Source organism: Rhodopirellula sp. UBA1907, from assembly GCF_002337565.1.
In the GTDB taxonomy this organism is placed as follows: Bacteria; Planctomycetota; Planctomycetia; order Pirellulales; family Pirellulaceae; genus Rhodopirellula; species Rhodopirellula europaea.
Genome location: NZ_DDGH01000020.1, coordinates 85,838 through 104,592, shown reverse-complemented (window position 1 = coordinate 104,592; position 18,755 = coordinate 85,838). Strand labels below are relative to the sequence as shown.

Genomic DNA, 18,755 nt, shown 5'->3' with positions numbered 1-18,755 from the left:
CAACGCCTGAAGGGCGTGCTCGACCTCTCCCCCGGCTGCGCCGGGGGAGAGGTAACCGAAGACAGAAACCGTCTCAAGAACCTATGCCAATTCCGGTATCAATACCAAAGATCGGACAGCCCAGCGTTAGTCCCGGCGGGCGCCGGATCAGCCGCCGCTAACGCGATACGGCTCATTGAATCAACAGCCCGCTAGCGGTCCACCTAACTCGCGAAGACCGGCCTCGCGAAGTGCCTTATAGGACGGCGGGTGACTTTCGCTCAGGCGTCCTTGTACACCACCTTGGAAGACCCTTCGACAATTCGGCCGATGGGTGAGCATTCAATGCCGGCCTTGGCCACTTGGCTGGCGACACTGGCGGCATAGTACTCGTTGACCACCACAGCCATGCCAATGCCCATGTTGAAGACGCGTCGCATTTCCGACGTTGCCACGTCGCCGGTTTGTTGCAGCCACTGGAAGATCGGATTGGGAGTCCAAGCGTTTGGATCGATTTCCGCATTCACGCCCGGTGGCAGAATTCGGTCCAGGTTTTCCTCGATGCCGCCGCCGGTGATGTGAGCGATGCCATGCAGGACTTGCTTGACTCGGTAGTGCGACTGGATCGAACGAATTGCCGAAACATAGATCTTCGTCGGACGCAGGCAGACTTGTGCCAGCGTTTCAGGAGTCTTCGTGTCTTGGTTCAGTTCGTCGATCACATCGCTCCATTGATGCCCATGATCGGCAATAATTTTTCGAACCAGTGAAAAACCGTTGCTGTGCAGTCCAGACGCTTGCAGTCCCAACACGACGTCGCCGGGGGCGATCAGATGCCCATCAACCAATCGCTTGCGTTCGACGACGCCCACTGCGAATCCAGCCAAGTCGTAGTCGTCGGTGCCATACATGTCGGGCATGATCGCGGTTTCGCCGCCCAGCAGTGCCAGGTCGCCGTCGACGCAGCCATCACTGATGCCTTGAACGATGCGTTCCAAACGTGCGGGGTCGTCTCGCCCCATCGCCACATAATCGAGGAAGAACAGAGGCTCGGCACCGGTGCAGATCAAATCGTTGACGCACATGGCGACCAAATCGATGCCGACCGTTTCGTGCTGGTTCATCGTCTGAGCGATTTTCAGCTTGGTCCCGACCCCATCGGTGCCGCTGACCAGGACCGGATCTTCGTAGTTGCGAGCGAACAGTTTGCCGGGAAAGTCCAAGCGAAACAGTCCGGCAAAACCACCGTCACTGGGCATGACGCGGGGGCTGAACGTGCGGTGCATCAGCCGAGGCAAGCGGCTCATCGATTCAGCGTAGACATCCAGATCGACGCCGGCGTCTTTGTAGGTCGAAGCCATGAACGAGAAATTTGACGGGGAGGACGGGCTTGAAAACGCCCAATCATGACCGGCGAACCTCGAAATGACGAGACCGGGCCCCGAATTCGCGTGTCTCGATTGGATTCCTGCCTGATTTTCGGATTTCCTTGCACGGATTCGCTGCCGCGACGTCACTAACAAGGGTGGAGGACATCACGATTGCGGTGTCTTTCGACCGAATCGCTTGTTTTTGACTGATATCTGCCGCTCCGCCGGCCCGCTTTTTTCACCGGAATTGTCCGATGCGTTTGACCCTTCGAACCTTGCTGGCCTACCTCGACGACATGCTCGACGAGCAAGACGAGAAGTTGTTGAAGCAGAAAATTGACGAAAGCAGCTACGCCACGTCGCTGGTCGCAAGGATCCAATCCGCGATGGACCACCCTGATTTGGGGGCCATGTCACCGGATGCGGTCGGCCCACTGGAAAACGCCAACGTCATCAGCGAGTACCTGGACAGCACCCTGTCGGCGGAACAAATCGCCGAGGTCGAACGGGTGTGCTTGGAATCCGACACGACGCTGGCTGAAGCCGCAGCGTGCCACCAAATTTTGACGATGGTGTTGGGCCAACCCGCACGAGTCGGCGATGGTTTGAAGGAGCGGATCTATGCGTTGCCCTCCAGCGAGGCGCTCCGCAACATGGAGCAACAAATCGAACGAGCCCCCGACGCGAGTCCATCCAAGACAATCGCGAGCGCGGAAACGGCTTCCTATTCTTCGCTGGACATTCCCGGCGACGAAAAAGGTGCGACGGAAGTCCCCGGCGAAGTGGCTTCCGTCGATGCGGTCACCATCGGGCAAGACGACACGCATTCGGGACAACCAATTTCTCCAGTCGGCCCGAGCGATTCCGGTGTGGCCGATGCTCCCACTCGGCTTCGCAACCCGGTCGGTCATTCCGCAACGCCCTCCTCGTCGCGATCCGAAGCCGAGTTGGTGGCTCGGACCACGCGAGCGATGATGCGAGAGGATGGTTATGGCGGCATGGTGCGTCCGTCACGAATCACACCTTGGTTGGTTTCGCTGGCCTTGGTTGCCGTCCTGTTGTTTGCACTCGGCAAGATCTTCGCTCCGCTGAGTGACCGTCAAATCGCGGATCGAGACAAGTTGAACGACGAAACCGTCAACAACACTGACTTGGACGAAACGCCGACGGCTCCAACGCCCGAACCGAAAAACCAACAAGCGACCTCGCCGACAGCTCCAGAATCAGCGACTCCAAAACCGAGCACAACCAAAGAACCCGATGCCGGTTCCGACAACACCGACACGGCAGCATCTCCCGATCTAGAAACCTCGACTGGCGATGCTCCCATGACGGAAACGGAGACTCCCGCAACGACTGAACCCGAGCCGAAGACCGAACCCGCCGGCCCCACTTCAAATGAAACGCCAACAACAGCAGAAGACGTGGCGGACGCTGCCATCGCGGATATGCCCGAAGCGGTCGATGCGGCACCGCCGATCCCGCCTGGCATGACTCCACCTGAGACAACGCCGACCGAATCAGTCGCGGCGATCGAAGAAGTCAGCCCGCCGGAATCGCCGGCACCAGAAAGCGTTGCCGACGGAACGCAGGTGGCTTATTTGGTGAACGAGCAAGCCGTCGTGTTGGCGCAAGACCCGCGAGCTGACGCAGCCGAATCCGATGAGGAAACCACTTCGGCCAATACGGCCGGCTGGCGTCGCCTATGGCCTGCTGAGAAGAAAACAGCTGATAACGGCGAAGAAGAAAATGCTGACGCTCCAGCGGACGACCGCCTGCGATTCGTATCGGCCGGTCAAACCGTCTTGGCCCCATCGTTGTACCGCCCAATCCTGGCGGGCGACCAAGGTCTCGAATGGACACTCGCTGGACCGACACGATTGTCGATCTCGCAAGTGGCGGCGACGCAGCCCGCTGTATCGGAAGAAGCAACCGCAACCGAAGAAATGGAAGAAGACGCCGCCCCCGAAGCGGCCACACTCGCGAAGACCATCACACGATTGCATGACGGCCGATTGCTGTTGGCATCGACGCAAGAGAACGTAACGGCGGTTTGGGAATTGGGACCTCGCACAATCGAGATGACCATGCCCGAGTCGCAAACGGTCTTGGCAATCGAAGTGACTCATCTTCGACCGCTGGGAATGGACCCACGCGTGCCGGCCAACCGAATGCCCATTTACCGAGTCATTGCGGTCCAAGGCACCGTCGAACTGAAGGAGCAACCGCTGGAAGGAGAAGACGACGCAGAAGCCAGCACTGAGACAGTGACGCTTGAGTCCGGGCAACAATGGCGAGGACGGGGCAAATCGGCCGCCGAGGTGAGCGACGTGGAACGATTGCCTAACTGGATCGACCCTCCCGAAAAAGCGGACTTGTTGGTCACTTCCGCCCGCGAAGGATTGCTGGAATTCGTCAGCCGTGACGGTTCGTTCGACGACAAAGAACTCGAGAAAGAACTGCGTGAAGCGATGGCGTTTCGCCGCGTCGAAGTATCAGCCTTGGCCGCACAAACATTGCTGCTGATCGGTCGAGCCGATGTTTACTTCGGTGCGACGGGTATCCTCAGCACGCCGCGGCACCGGTTGTACTTCACCGAGCACTTCCAACAACTTCGCCAGCACATGGCATCGGATGCTCAGGCCGCGAAAGCAATCGACGACGCCATTCAACAGGCCGAACAAGCAGACGACGAAATCCTGTTTGAACTATTGGTTGGCTACAACAACGATCAACTCGAAGCGGGTGCGGACGCGAAGCTGATCGAGTATTTGAATTCAAGCTCGATGTCAGTCCGAGTGTTGGCGATTGAAAACTTGCGAGACATCGTGGGTGAAACGCTGGGATATCGTCCCGACCAAGAAAACGTGGCTCGTCGAAACAGCGACATCAAAAAGTGGCAAGCTCGATTGCGCCGAGGCGACATCCGGTACACCGCCGAATAGTGATGCCCTCGACGTAAGTTCACGAAGGGTCGAACCCGCGAGTGCATGACGGATGCCTCGCGTCTGCGCTGACTCGAATCGCAAAATTTGTATCGCGCCGGCGTCGTGGATAAGATGCTTCGCCACCCATCCTTCCATCCATCCCCGCCTCCCAATCGAGATCCCCAACATGAAGTCTTTTTCGCTTTGTCATCGTCGCGTCGCGTTCGCCGCGATGGCTGCTTCCCTGATGTCCTTGATGACCTGCTGCGGTGCGATTGCCCAAACACCATCGACCATCGGCAAAGTCGAACGTCTGGATGACTCGCTCGATCAATACATCGCGAAGGGAACCAAGATCGAAGTGCTTGCCGCTGGTTTCACTTGGACCGAAGGCCCCGTTTGGGTTCCCGCAAAAGAAGAGGGCGGGGAAGGATCCTTGTTGTTCAGTGATATTCCTCGCAACAGCATTTTCCGTTGGAGTGAAAACAAAGGCATTGAACTGTTCTTGCAACCCAGTGGTTACACCGGCAACACGTACTATGGGTTGGAACCTGGCAGCAATGGTTTGATGCTGGACGCGAAAGGTCGCTTGGTGATGTGCGAACATGGTGACCGCCGCGTGTCGGTTCTGACCACCGATGGTGGCAAACGAACAATCGTCGACAACTATCAAGGCAAACGACTCAACAGTCCCAACGACTTGGTGTTTGACCAAGATGGCAACCTGTACTTCACCGACCCGCCTTATGGATTGCCCGAGCGTGCAGAAGACAAGCGACGTGAACTTGATTTCTGCGGTGTGTACCGGGTCACCAAAACGGGCGACATGACTCTGCTGACGGATTCCATCGCTCGTCCCAACGGCATCGGATTGTCACCAGATGAGCAGACGCTGTATGTCGCCCAGAGCGATCCTCAAGAACCGATTTGGATGGCGTTCCCGCTGAAGTCGGACGGAACGCTGGGCCAGCGTCGTGTACTTGGCAACGCGAGCGAGGCGATGAAAGAGTTCCCTGGTCTTCCCGATGGGATGGCGATTCACAGTGACGGAACTTTGTTCGCCAGCGGCCCCGGTGGAATTTATGTGATGACTCCGGAAGGCAAATTGCTGGGACGAATCATCACCGGCGGACGCACCAGCAATTGCACTTTCGACAGCGACGAAAAGTGGCTGTACATGACCGCCGATGACAAGCTCTGCCGAATTCGCATTTCAAACTGAGCGAATTGCGACAGCGATCATGAACTTATAAGCAGACTTCGCTCGCCGGCTCCTTCAGGATTCCGTTCGCGAGCGAAGATGTTCATCATGAAATCGCGAAGAGATCGAGGCGGACCGGCTGATCGCCACTCCGCCAACGTGGCAGTCGCTCCCCCCGGAAAATCGAAACATCCGGCCACGCCAACACGTCCAGAACCGCGTTTTCTCCGTCCCCCAGACGAGTTCGGCCCGGTTCGGAGCCCGATTGGATTAAGATGAATGGTGGTCGACAACACGCTCAACGCCGGTGGGTACATCGTTAGAACCCATTCGTTCTATCTTTACTGGCCCAGAACGCACTGCCGTTTGCGGAACGCACTGAGCCGGTGATTCCACCTGGCGGCATCCAGCAGCGATTGGTGTCTGACCACTCCCCGGTTTGCTTTTTCGGCCGGCAGATTGGTCCAATCTTTTCTTCGATTCTCGAGCGTCTTCATGAAATCACTCGTTCTGCCTTTCAACGGGCTGCCCTGCAAAGGGTTACTGTTCGCGGGATTCTTCGCGTGTCTATCGGCGACGACGGCTCCTGCCGTGAATGCCGCCGGTCCAGCGGCCCCGCCTCAGGTGGCGATGATCAACGACTCGATCGAACAGGTCTGGCGAGATTTCTCGATCCGTCCTGCCGCGGAAGCTGACGACGCGACTTGGTGCCGCAGGGTGTATTTAGATGTCATCGGGCGAATCCCATCGCTCGAAGAATTGTCCGAATTCGTGAGCGATCGCGATTCGAATAAACGAACCAACTTGGTCGACCGTTTGCTCAATGACGACCGCTACACCGAAGAATATGCGAACCATTGGTCGACCGTTTGGACCAACTTGTTGATTGGTCGCAGCGGTGGCACGGACCGTCGAGATTTGACGAACCGAACCGGCATGCAGAAGTATCTTCGCGACAGCTTCGCGGGAAACAAAACTTATGACCAAATGATGTATGAGTTGGTCACGGCCGAAGGTTCCACGACACCCGGCAACGCCAACTTCAACGGAGCGGTCAATTTCCTGGTCGACAAAGTCAACGCCGAAAAAGGCACGCTCGCAACCAGCAGCGTTTCGCGAATTTTCTTGGGACAACAAGTCCAATGCACCCAGTGCCACAACCACCCGTTCAACCAGTGGAAGCAACAGAAGTTCTGGGAGTTCAACGCGTTCTTCCGCCAAACCCGTGCTCTGCGCCGGTTCGTTGACGGAACGCGAGACATCGAGTCGGCCGAACTGGTCAGCCAAGACTTTGCCGGTGAAGCCAACGACCCCGAAGACGCGCTCGTGTTTTACGAACTGCGAAACGGTTTGCAGAAGGTCGCTTACCCGGTCTTCACCGATGGCACCGAAATCGAAAAAAGTGGCTTTGTCGAAGACGTCAATCGCCGAGAAGAACTCGGACGACTGATGCTGCAAAGCGAGTACCTGGACAAGATGATCGTCAACCGAATGTGGTCGATGTTCCTCGGCTATGGATTCACTCGTCCGATCGATGACTTGGGACCACACAACCCATCGTCGCACCCTGAGTTGCTCGACAACCTTGGCAAAGAATTCCGAGCCAATAGTTATGACCTGAAGAAACTGATCACCTGGATCACGCTCAGCCGTCCTTACCAATTGGCATCCACGCTGAGTGCCAGCAACGAGATCGACGATCCAACGATCGGTGAGTCCCCGAAGTTCTCACGGTTCTATTTGCGTCAGATGAGTGCTGAACAGCTCTACGCGTCGATGGTCACCGCCAGCAACGCGCAGTCCAAAGGCAGCTACGAACAACAGGAAGCCGAACGTCGTCGTTGGTTGTCACAGTTCGTCGTCGCCTTTGGAAACGACGAGGGAACCGAAACGACAACGTTCAACGGATCGATCCCACAAGCGTTGATGTTGTTCAACGGTGACCTCACCAAGAACGCGATCAGCCTGGAAGCGGGATCGTTCCTGGATCAGCTCAGCCAAACCGGTCGTTCACCCAAAGATCGCGTGACGCGATTGTTCCTCAGCGGTTTGGCACGTCGTCCGACCAAGAACGAAGTGTCGATCGCCAGCAAGCTGCTGGTCGCCCGCAAAGGCAACGAGCCCGAGATGTTGCAAGACATGTGGTGGGCGATCCTGAACAGCAACGAATTCATCATGCAGCATTGACGCTGCGTTGAATCGACCTCGAGACCCGTCACCTCGGCGAGTCTTCTTCTCAAAACAAACCCGCGGCGGTTCATCCACCGCCTCAAACCGACCACCTTTTCTTTCCCGGAGTTCACCATGGATCTTTCCACACCAAACGGCATGACGCGTCGCCACTTCATGAGCCACTTGGCTGGGTCATCTGCCGCAGCTGCTGCCGCGTGGACTCTAGGTGGCAACATCGCCGCGCAAGCCGATGAGATGCGACGCAATCGCAAGTCGGCCATTTTACTTTGGATGGGTGGCGGTCCGGCAACGATCGACATTTGGGATCTGAAACCCGGTGCTCCGACCGGCGGTCCATTCCGTCCGATCTCAACGACGGGCAACGCTCAGATCTGTGAGCACATGCCGATGGTCGCACAACAAATGAAGCACCTGTCGGTCGTTCGCAGCATGTCGACTCGCGAAGCCGACCACAGTCGCGGCAGTTACTACATGCACACGGGTTACGTTCCCAACCCCAACATCGAACACCCCAGCTACGGCAGCGTGATCGCTCACGAACTGATTGAGCAACGCCCCGAGTTGGAAATTCCTCCGTTCGTATCGGTCGGCGGTGCGGGCGCCGGACCTGGTTTCCTGGGGATGGCTTGGTCGCCGTTTTCCGTCACCAGCAACGGTCGCGTTCGCAACTTGAAAATGAACTTGGACGATCAACGACTGCTGCAACGCATGGCGGCACTGAACATGATCGAGAGCGGATTTGCCAAGCGGACCCGCGACACGCCCGCTGCTGAACACGCGAAGGTGTTGGGCAAAACGCTGGACCTGATGACCAGCGAACAAATGGAAGCGTTCCGTGTCGAGAAAGAACCCGACGAAGTCAAAGAACGCTACGGAACCGACAACTTCGGCCAAGGATGTCTGCTGGCTCGTCGTTTGGTCGAAGCTGGGGTTCCGTTCATCGAAGTCGATCTGGGCGGATGGGACATGCACAACAACATTCACGCAACGCTGAAGGACACCAAGTTGCCTAACCTGGACCGAGCCATGAGTGCTCTGGTCGAGGATCTGGCACAGCGAGAATTACTGCAGGACACCGTCGTGATGTGGATGGGCGAATTCGGCCGAACACCTCGGATCAACGCCAACGCGGGTCGAGATCACTTTGCTCGGGCGTGGTCCTGCGTGGTTGGCGGAGCGGGAATCAAGGGCGGTTTGGCCGTTGGAGAGACCAATTCCGACGGAACTGCGGTTGAGACGGAACCCTATAGCAGCGAAGATCTGATGACGACGGTCTGCAAAGGCTTGGGAATTTCAACCGAAACCACCTTCACCAGTAACAACGGACGACCGATGAAAATTGCTGGCGGCGGAAAGCTCATTCGTGAATTGGTGGCCTGAGACCCAGGCCAATGGATGTGTGAGTGAACTTTCACCAGCTGAATTGGTTGTCCGCCACCAAGATGGAATTTGGCGGTATTTGCGACTGCTCGGATGTGACGCCGCCACGGCGGACGATTTGACGCAGGAGACGTTTCTGCGTGTACTTCGACGAGACAACTTCGTTCAACATTCAGACGAAGCCACCTCAGAATACCTGCGACGGACGGCCTACAACCTCCTCGTTTCCTATCACCGAAAGTTTGGACGGATCCACCTTTCTGATTCACCTGAGTTGCTGGACGAAAGTTGGCAACGTTGGGCGGGCAAGGATTTGACGGGCAATGAAACCGTCGAAGCCCTCCGAGAATGCATGGAGAGCCTGACCGAACGTGCTCGTGACGCCTTGGCGATGCGTTTCGTTCACAACACACCGCGAGTGAAAATCGGGGAAAACCTCGGCATCTCCGACCACGGGGCCCGAAACCTGATGCAGCGAGCGAAAGCACAACTTCGAGATTGCGTGGAAGAAAAACTCCGCGCTATAACCCAACCGTCATGAATACCAATCCATCTCCCGCTGATCCGCACAGCGAAGGACCTGAGAACCAGGGTTCCGATTCGTTGCGTGATGACGCCATGTTGGACCTGCTATTGCAGGAAGCATTCGGTGGTCCAACACCTCCCGATCAAACCGGAATCATTCTGCAACGTTTGGCGGATGAAGACGAAGGCTCGCACACCAAACGCACCGGATCCAAGAACGGATCCGTCAGTGCGACTTCGCAACCATCGAAGTACACCTCCAAACTATCGATCGTCACGCTCCTGATCGGAACCGCCGCCGCGTTGTTGCTGAGCGTCGGAATCGCCGTCGGGTTGAAGTATCGATCCGATTTGGCGTTGCAAGCTCAGGCAGAAGAATCTGCCCAAAACGCTCCCACGGTTCCGGGACCAGCTCCACTCGTCGAGAATGAGGGCAACGACACCTCGCCACAACCCAAATCGACTCCTCGAGAACGTCGTCAACCAATTGAATTGGCCGGCAATCCGTCGAGCAACAACGCCGACGATCCTGGTTCCCTGACAGATGCCTCGCCGGAATCGCTGGATCAACCAACGACCCAACGCGATCGCAATTCAGGTTCGCCTTCGCCGATCACCTTGGTTTCCAAATCGGTTGATACGCGTTGGCAATCGCACTGGAAGCGGCTCGGGATCAGCCCGACTCCATCGCGAGACAACGAATCGATCCGACAAGAGCTTGCTGATCGTTTGGGAATCGAAGTTCCTGTCGATGCAATCGGCGACGCCGCAGCCATTCGAGTTGCCATCCAAAAGCCTTCCAATCGACAAGCGATCTCCAATCGTCTGCTGGCCTCGTTCCTTGGCAAGAACTCACAGAACGAAAACGCCACCAAGTCACTCAGCGAAGTGCTGAAGTCAGGAACCGGCGCGGACCGATTGATCGCATCGTGGATGCGTCCCTCGCAAACGACACCAAAGGCTGGCGATCAAGCCTCCGACTCCAAGACATCCGCTGCGACGCCTTGGATTCGCATGCTGCAACCGGCGGACTTGCACGAAGTCACCGTCAAGACAGCCGCTTTGACGAATCACCAAGACTTGCGTTGCCAACGTTGCCACGATGTTCCCAATGCGGGCGATGAGGTTCCGACTCAAGCCGATTACTGGTCCGTCGCTGCTGGACTGGCACCTCTGTTGAATCCTTCGCGTGCCGGGAAAGATTTGTTTTACGACACGTTGGATGGTCGCCGTCAATTGGCCAGTCCTCCTACCGAAGAACAATCGAAGGCCTGGTCCGAAGATTTAGTCGGTTCGCGTGAGCTAGCGGAGGGCATTGTGTCCACGTTGTTCACGATGGTCCATGATTCCCCGTCCACGACCAGCCCGTTTGATTTGTCCGTTGCGTCGGCAGCCTCTGTGCCGCCCGAGACACTGCGTCCTTTGGTCGATGATTTGATTGCCAGTGATTTCGACGTCCTGCGTTGTCTGTCGATCCTGCTGTCCGACGCCGTGATGACTCGCTCGGTACCCGAGGCGATGTCGCCACAGGGCATTCTGGTCGCGGACGATGAGCAGTGGTCCAACGCCGTCTCCGCTGTCCACGCGATGGCGGCTCGATCGCCGTTTCGTCGGCCTGAATCTGCCCAACGTCGATTGCAAGTCGCTCAACTGGACGCCAAACCGAATTGGCCCGCCGGCAGCGGTCGCGATGCACTGCTGGCCCAGCCACTCGGCAGTGAAATGACCACCGATGGATCCGCATCTGGCTCGGGCGACCGCCGTCCTGACAAGAACCGAGATCGCAAAACCGTGGTCGCTTCGACTGGTTACCCAATGCGATCGTCAATGATCGTTCCGGCCTGGATTTCCCGGTTGCCGGACTTTGACAGCCGATTGGACCACGTCGCCCATTTGGCGGGTCAATTGAAACTCAACACCGCCCAGCGTGAATTGGCACACCAAGCTCTTGCGTCTGGCGACGATGAGGCGTTGATCTTCGAACGTTTATGGTGGATCATCCGGCCCAACAGTTGATTGTTTGTGGCCCGTGAATGGATCCGAATGTTTTGAAGACTCCCCCTGCGTTCGGACAAATCCACGTTTCAGATTGCGTTGAGGGCATGGCTGAATTGCCAGCCGGCTGCATCGATTTGGTGTTTGCGGACCCGCCTTTTAACATCGGATACACCTACGACGTCTACGACGACTCGCTGGAATCCGATGAATACATCCAGTGGTCCGAGAGCTGGATTCGCGGCGTGCACCGCGTCCTCGCCGATGACGGAGCCTTCTGGTTGGCGATCGGCGACGAGTACGCCGCCGAGCTGAAGGTGCTCGCACAACAGATCGGCTTCCAATGCCGCAGTTGGGTCATCTGGTACTACACCTTTGGCGTGCACTGTAAATACAAATTCACGCGATCTCACGCTCACCTGTTTCATTTCGTCAAAGACGCAAAGCACTTCAAGTTCAACGCGGACGATCCAGCCGTGCGTGTGCCTTCGGCCCGGCAGTTGGTCTACAACGACCGCCGAGCCAACAGCAAAGGTCGCATGCCCGACGACACCTGGATTCTGCGACCTCAGGACCTGCCCTACGGCTTCACGGCCGACGAAGACATTTGGTACTTCCCACGAGTCGCGGGCACGTTCAAAGAGCGAGCTGGATTCCACGGATGCCAAATGCCCGAACAGTTGCTCGGACGCATCATCAGAGCCTGCAGCGACCCCGGCGACAAAGTGCTGGATCCCTTCAGCGGCAGTGCCACCACCGTCGCCGTTGCCAAGAAACTCGGTCGCGAATTCATCAGCTTTGAAATGAGCGAAGAATACGTTTCGCTCGGAACCGAACGTCTCGATCAAATTCGTGTTGGCGATCCGCTGACAGGTGCCGCAGACCCTCTTCGCAGTGCCCCCGCCACCAACGGCAAGAAGAACGAAACGAAAGCGGAGAAACTCGCTCGCGAAGAGGAACGACAACGCTGGGCAACCCAACAAGTGGGACCACAGTTGGAATTCCAGTTTGACACCCTGCGTTCCATGACCGATGGCGAATTGATCAACGCCTTCCGCGAAATCCATGATGGCCACTCCGTCGATCGAGTGTTGCTCGATCCGGTCCTCAGCGATCGCCTGGAATCCGCCTGTCGCCGGATCTCCGAGCGCGAGCCCGCTGCGTCCCTACGCCAGCGACTGATCGAACTTCGCGCGTCCGGTTCACTCACCGCCGAAGGCATTCACACCGAGCGTCCCACGACGATCCCGACGACCACACTGGAACGGTTCAGCTACGCCGCTGAATTGGCGTGGGCGACCCTGGTGCAACGTTATCCCGAACACAGCTTGGACGATATCTTCACCGATCCCAAGCTGCTATCAGAATTTGATCGAGAAGCAGTGATGCATGCGGCTGACGCCGATCCATTGACACTTCGTTGGTGTGCGACCCAACTGCGATCATGGGCCAACGTTGCGCGTGAACATCAACCCGGCGAAGATGCCACTGAGCCACCAAAGCCAAAGTTTTCAGCGGCAAAGAAGTGGAACGCGAGCGCTGGCCCAACTTCCAAAACCGGCTCCGCGAAAGGCGGCCTGTACCAGGTGCTCGCCCAAGACGATTCCGTGTTGTTCGTGGGCGAAACCTCCGACTTCTCCGTTCGTTTTGGCGACCACCTCGCCAGCGAATCGGCAGAACGCTTTTGGCGAAACGAGGCCGGTGGCCAGCCCAAAGTCCGCACCGCGTTGATCCAGGACGCGACTGGCCCCGAACGACGCCTCGCGATGTGCCAATGGCTGCAAGAAAATCAGGCAACCTCACGGAACCTCGTTTCCTTATGGAAGGATCTTTTCGAAATTCAGTGACAACGGTCCAGGATGTGAGATTGTTCAGACATTGTCTTGGTTCAGTAGGAACGGGAATCTGCGTTTCTGCGAGTTGAACATTGTGATGGCTTCCTGCCGGTGAACTTGCGATCACGCTATGCAACCTCCGCTGGTTGGAATGGCACGCGATGCTTCGTTACCCGGCTTGTCGATATTGCTGTAGTGTGGCCACTCTTGTCCGACATCCGCAACTTTGACGGGCAAGAGTGCCTCTCTTACACGCGTTGAAACCTCGTTGACGACTCAACCGACAAGCGGTAACGCTTCGGGTTAAGATTAAATCAACAGGCCGCTAAGCAGGTCGGCAGGAATGACCGGGCATAATCATGTGAGCCGTTTGGGCGTTAGCCCCGGTTGTACGTGGGAGCAACGACGTTTACCGAAACAGTCCAAATGCCGAAAGGCTCCTGCCGACCTGCTTCAACGCAAGCGTTCGCAGTGTCTCCAATGCAATCGGCGTAGCGCAGTCGGCTTTGAAGGTTCAGCCCACAAATCGACATCAGATTCAGTGGTTCAATCGAAGGTAACTATTCAGCCTGTTGGAATTGCTCTTGGTTGAAATCGGAGATTTCGTTCTGTTATTAGGGTCATGGATGGAGCCAAAACCACTGCCGCTGTTGATCCGCCGATCAACAACTCGTTGATCGACAAGCTTCTGAGCAATCAACTGAGCGAATCGGAAGCTCGTGAGTTTGCCGCTTGCGACCCTGAGTGTACCGCATTCACCCTGCTCGCCCTGCAGCAGCGGATCGCTCAAGCGAGCCAAGCCACGGGACCCAACACGCCTTCCTCGGCGATACCGCCTCACGATAAACCGACTGCCGAGCCAAAGAAACCCAAACGCAAGAAGCGAAAACGCGGCGGGCAGCCCGGCCACGCCGGACGCACACGGCCACCGCTGGCAGAACCGGATCGCACTCGAAATCATCAGTGCGAATCCTGCCCGGACTGCGGAGGCAAGCTGAAACGAACTGGCCAGACGCGGACGCGCCGCAGCGAAGACATTCCTGAAGACCTCAAGCCGATCATTACCGAAGACACGATTCACCGCGATTACTGTCCCTCGTGCGACAAGCGTGTCGAGCCAAAGTTGCCTGATGTACTGCCTCGTTGCACGCTGGGCAACCGCACACTGGTGCTGTCGGCGATGCTGCACTTCCTGCAAGGATTGACGATTAGCCAGATCGTTGACACGTTCAACTTTCACCTTCGATTGAAAGTCACACCCGGCGGGTTGGTTCAGATGTGGCATCGTTTGGCAGACTTGCTGTTCGTTTGGTACGAGCAGATTCACCAGGAGAGTTTGAAAAGCAGCAAGCTACACGCCGACGAGACAGGCTGGCGTGTGAGCGGCAAAACGCATTGGCTATGGTGCTTCGCCGGTGACGAAAGCGTCTTTTACATGATCGATCGAAGTCGCGGATCGCCGGCGTTACAGAAGTTCTTTACGGATGCCTTTGAAGGAACGTTGATCACCGATTTCTGGTCGCCGTACGATGGGTCGTGTGCGCCGACAAGCAGAAGTGTTGGCCACATCTGCTGCGAGATGCCGCCGCGGTCAGTGAAAAACATGGAGATCACCCGGAGTGGAAATCGTTCTCGCGTCGGTTAGTTGGCGTGTACCGTGACGCCAAGAAACTGCAACGTCAAAAGTCATCGACGAGCGAGGCGGACTACGATCTGGCGGTTGGTCGCCTGGAACAGCGATTGGCAAAGCTGGGCTGTGAGTCATGGGATCACCCGGACACGCACCGACTGTCGAAGCGAATGGCCAAGTACGGCAGCGAACTGCTAACGTTTCTGTGGTACGAGGGCGTCCCGTCGGATAACAACGCGGGCGAACGAGCGATCCGCCCGGCGGTGATGATTCGCAAGAACAGCTACTGCAACCAAAGCGATCGTGGAGCACTGAGCCAATCGGTCATGATGAGTGTTCTTCGCACGCTCCGCCTCCGAGGGCACCAACCACTCGATACAATCTTGAACGCTCTGGCGAACTACGCAAACACAGGCATCATGCCACCACTTCCGCAGAAGGCTGAATAGTTACCATCGAAGTAAGAGGTACGCCGGGCTGGCACCTCTTCCTGTGAAAACGAGAGCGTCAAACCAAGCCTCAGTTCGTCGCGGCCCGTTACTTTTGACTTGGAGATCGCACCCCACTTAGGTTGCTACAACGAACGAATGAAAAATGTCACAATAGCTTTACTTCTAGCTATCGCTACGATTGCCTCCGCTTTTCTTGTTCGATCGCATCGTGAAAACCTCTTGTTGAAATCTGAGGCTGCTAAATTAGCGGGAACTGTCGAGTCCTACGAATGCTTAGTTGAAAGTCGAAATGAGAACTTGGCTCATTCCCGGCTCGGCACTAGCGTGCTTTGTCGATTGGCTTTGTCCGGAACCAACAACGACGTTTTCAATTTTCTTGACATGACACCAGTAGGATCACTGAATTGCAAGGCGATTGATTTGGCGGAATCGCCAGACATAAAACTGCTCTGGTATAGTCAAAAGCGGGAATATGAAGAGCGCGAACCGATTTCTTTTAGGGAATCCCAAGCTCTCTTAGAAGAAGCCAAATCCGTTTTGTTCATTGTTGATATCAAATCGTTTTCTATCGTTGACCACGTGACGATCAAAAATTTCAGTGGGGCATCAATACAAGGCCCCCCTCCCCATCAATATCGAGTTAGCTGCAATCTACCGAATGGAACGCCGGTAGAATACAAAGTGTTACCGACCGGTTTTGAACGAATTTAGTAGTTGCCCGGGAGTCGTCGGGATTCGTGAGAATTGCTTTGGAGCCTTGTTGACGTACACCGGCTTCAGGTGCCAATCTAAAATGGCTTCGAGTTCACAACCTGCAAGACGCCGTGCGATTCTGCCTGCATTGCACGGACAATCCAACGATGTTTTGCGGTGCAGTGGTTTTGATCGGGTGATTGCAGTCAAAACGGGAACAGGTAATTGGCCCTCAAGGTGCCAGGCGCCCATCAGGTCACTCGGAAGCGGCGGGCGAGCCACATGGATGGGATCATCAATGCGAAGACGCAGAGCGATGGGATGGCTCCGGCACCGAGCATGGTGATCGCGGCCATCAGTGGAATGATGGCCATGATCGCGGACTTGATCGTCAACTGAATGCGTTTGGGCGACGGTGATTGCCACGCCGTCCAACCTCTCGCAAGCGTCGGGACAACCATGAGTGCGATCGTCGCCGGAAAAATGACAGCCGGGTCAATTTGCCAACCTCGCGTCCAATCGACTGGCACGTCGGCGCCAGAGAAGACACCTGCGACGCGTGGGGCGAGAGCCAGCACGACTCCGCCTAAGGTCATCCCAAACCAACCCAGCGGAAGGTGCATGCTGCGGTCACCGATCGCTTCGCGACGCGCAAACGTGGTGACTCCGGTGATGTACAGCCCCATGCCAATTGCAAACGCGAACGTGACGGGTGTGATGTGCATCCAAACGGGTTCGCCCAGGACGGAAACGCGTCCCTGCCACTGCTCGGCGGGGATGACCGAATGTGCCGCTGTGGAACCCAGCAAGAAGCTCAGAACGCGACATCCACCCATCAACACTGAAGCGATGCGAGTTCGTTTGAATGGACCGTCATAAGCCACAATGCAAATGCTCAATAGCATTGCAATCACACCAGAAACCACGCCGACCAATGACGCGAGAATGATCCCAATGACGAGCAAGGTCCAACCGACCAACCGTGCATCGGCCAGTCGAATTTCGCGGCGTGGGAGCGGTCGTTCACTGCGGGCCCTGCGATCAGCTCGGATGTCAAAAACATCGTTGAGAACCATGCCGCCCCAATACAACGCAACGCCTGATGCAACCACCAAAGCCATTGAAGGCCAAACCGAACCAGCCGTGTCGTCCCCAGATCGCAACCAACCGCTGGCACCAAGCACCAGCAAGAACGAGGCTGACACATCGGCGACGACTGTGAATCCGTTGGGCAGTCGAACGAGCTTTGCCCAAGAAAACAAGCGTGAGGTCAACGTTGTCTCAGACGGAAGCGATGTGCGTGGGTTGTTGGAGTTCATTAGCGACGAAGCAGTCGACTTTGACGTTCCGTGATCGCGATTCCGTAGCGGGACAGATAGCGATCGGTTTCGTTGGAGAAATCAACGTCAAGGTCTTGGTTTTCAAAACGAAAACGCCCGATCGGCGGTGGCGAAATCGGACGCAACGAATACAGCTCAATCAAACTGATCAAAGGACAATTCAGCATTCGCTCGTTGGATGTTCGCGGCTGGGTGGTGGAACCGTCAACCACACTGGCTTCACTGGCACTGGCATCACCACCGTTGGCGGCATCGGCGTTATCAGATGCCTGTCCGTTTTCTTGGGCATTTTGCTGGTCGGTTGCCTGCTGACGCACCGGGTCTCCCCAATACTCGATTCGCAACGGCAGTCCTTTGCCAAAATCGGATTCAGGGTCGTTGCTTCGCGCGATCAGCACAACGACCTGGGTGGGACAAAGTTCGGGCCATGTCGTCGTTCCAAACTCTTGTAGCCGCTGTGCCCGGACATCGTCACGCAACGTCCCTTTGACAATCCAAACGTCTCGGCCCTCGAGCTGTCCGGACTGCAACGTCAGATCATGCTCACTCGCGATCGTGTCCATCATTTCTGTCCAGGCACCCACTCGCACGCTGGGTTTCAGCGTCGCGGGTGAACGGGAATTTTGCGAGCCGCGTCCGAACAGCGATGCGAGTGAGTCGTTGACCCACTGGTCCAAGCGTCCAACGTCGACACGGCGTAGAGAGATCTGCTCGCCGATTTGTTCTCGCGTCCAAGCCAGCCGGCCATCGCTGACTTGTTGCAGCGTGTGTTTGCCGTCGCCGTCCAACATCGTGACTTGCAAATTGAATTGCCCGCTTCCCTGGCCGGCTTGCTCATACGTCCCGACTCCCAAGATTTCGCGACCGCTGACCCAAACCCTTTGGCGAACCTTTGCATCAAAAGCGGGGCCCATCGCAATTCGCTGGACCGTCTGAGTGATCAACCGGTCAGCCGGACCATTTGTTTTGGGCTCAATCGAATTTGATGCAGATGATTGAATTTCGTCCGACGCGACCTTCGCGAGACCTCCGGAGAGCATGCAAATGGCAACGCAAAGAATCAGTTTCCCCAACGTTTTGCGGGGTGAATTGCGGTTCATGGCCCACCAACGCTGCATCCCGGAACCGCACCGGCCATGCAGGTCCAACCAGTCAAGACAGTCATGCGGGTGAATCTTCATGGGGAGGTTATGACGATTTTGCCAAAGAAATGCCCCCTCACGTGCCGATGAGCT

Annotated in this window: 11 protein-coding genes and 1 pseudogene; 9 read left to right on the top strand and 3 right to left on the bottom strand. The window is 56.6% G+C overall.

The features are described from left to right. Window positions 1–260 precede the first annotated feature (260 nt). Window positions 261–1,340 carry a phosphoribosylformylglycinamidine cyclo-ligase gene (gene purM, locus B2R17_RS04930; RefSeq protein ID WP_286763090.1) on the bottom strand — a complete coding sequence of 360 codons (1,080 nt, stop codon included), beginning with the start codon at window positions 1,338–1,340 and terminating at the stop codon, window positions 261–263. A 263-nt stretch (window positions 1,341–1,603) separates the two neighbouring features. On the opposite strand from purM, the gene B2R17_RS04925 reads away from it, so the two are divergent. The 9 genes and pseudogenes from B2R17_RS04925 (at window position 1,604) to B2R17_RS04880 (ending at window position 16,198) form a co-directional block, all read left to right on the top strand. Beyond that, window positions 1,604–4,294 carry a hypothetical protein gene (locus B2R17_RS04925; protein WP_286763089.1) on the top strand — a complete coding sequence of 897 codons (2,691 nt, stop codon included), beginning with the start codon at window positions 1,604–1,606 and terminating at the stop codon, window positions 4,292–4,294. A 169-nt stretch (window positions 4,295–4,463) separates the two neighbouring features. Next, window positions 4,464–5,498: an SMP-30/gluconolactonase/LRE family protein gene (locus tag B2R17_RS04920; RefSeq protein WP_286763088.1), complete on the top strand. Its 1,035-nt coding sequence runs from the start codon at window positions 4,464–4,466 to the stop codon at window positions 5,496–5,498. A gap of 474 nt (window positions 5,499–5,972) precedes the next feature. Beyond that, complete coding sequence (locus B2R17_RS04915; protein WP_286763087.1) at window positions 5,973–7,664, top strand: DUF1549 domain-containing protein; 1,692 nt, start codon at window positions 5,973–5,975, stop codon at window positions 7,662–7,664. A gap of 117 nt (window positions 7,665–7,781) precedes the next feature. Continuing rightward, a complete protein-coding gene (locus B2R17_RS04910; protein WP_286763086.1) occupies window positions 7,782–9,050 on the top strand; it encodes a DUF1501 domain-containing protein in 1,269 nt (422 codons plus the stop codon). A gap of 19 nt (window positions 9,051–9,069) precedes the next feature. Continuing rightward, a complete protein-coding gene (locus tag B2R17_RS04905) occupies window positions 9,070–9,591 on the top strand; it encodes an RNA polymerase sigma factor (RefSeq protein WP_007328193.1) in 522 nt (173 codons plus the stop codon). Next, window positions 9,588–11,591 (top strand): hypothetical protein, encoded by a 2,004-nt coding sequence (locus tag B2R17_RS04900; RefSeq protein WP_286763085.1) that lies wholly within the window; start codon window positions 9,588–9,590, stop codon window positions 11,589–11,591. The genes B2R17_RS04905 and B2R17_RS04900 overlap by 4 nt, the downstream gene beginning before the upstream one ends. A gap of 32 nt (window positions 11,592–11,623) precedes the next feature. Then, a complete protein-coding gene (locus B2R17_RS04895; protein ID WP_286763084.1) occupies window positions 11,624–13,417 on the top strand; it encodes a DNA methyltransferase in 1,794 nt (597 codons plus the stop codon). A 610-nt stretch (window positions 13,418–14,027) separates the two neighbouring features. Then, window positions 14,028–15,484: pseudogene (gene tnpC / locus B2R17_RS04890) on the top strand (IS66 family transposase). Window positions 15,485–15,622: 138 nt separating this feature from the next. After that, on the top strand, window positions 15,623–16,198 hold the full coding sequence (locus B2R17_RS04880; protein ID WP_286763081.1) for a hypothetical protein: 576 nt from the start codon (window positions 15,623–15,625) through the stop codon (window positions 16,196–16,198). A gap of 233 nt (window positions 16,199–16,431) precedes the next feature. Here B2R17_RS04880 and B2R17_RS04875 read toward each other — a convergent pair whose 3' ends face one another. Together B2R17_RS04875 and B2R17_RS04870 are read right to left on the bottom strand one after the other, a co-directional pair. After that, a complete protein-coding gene (locus B2R17_RS04875; RefSeq protein WP_286763080.1) occupies window positions 16,432–17,454 on the bottom strand; it encodes a UbiA family prenyltransferase in 1,023 nt (340 codons plus the stop codon). 44 nt (window positions 17,455–17,498) lie between these two features. Next, window positions 17,499–18,701, bottom strand: a complete 1,203-nt coding sequence (locus tag B2R17_RS04870) for a hypothetical protein (protein WP_286763079.1) — start codon at window positions 18,699–18,701, stop codon at window positions 17,499–17,501. Between the last annotated feature and the right edge of the window lie 54 nt (window positions 18,702–18,755).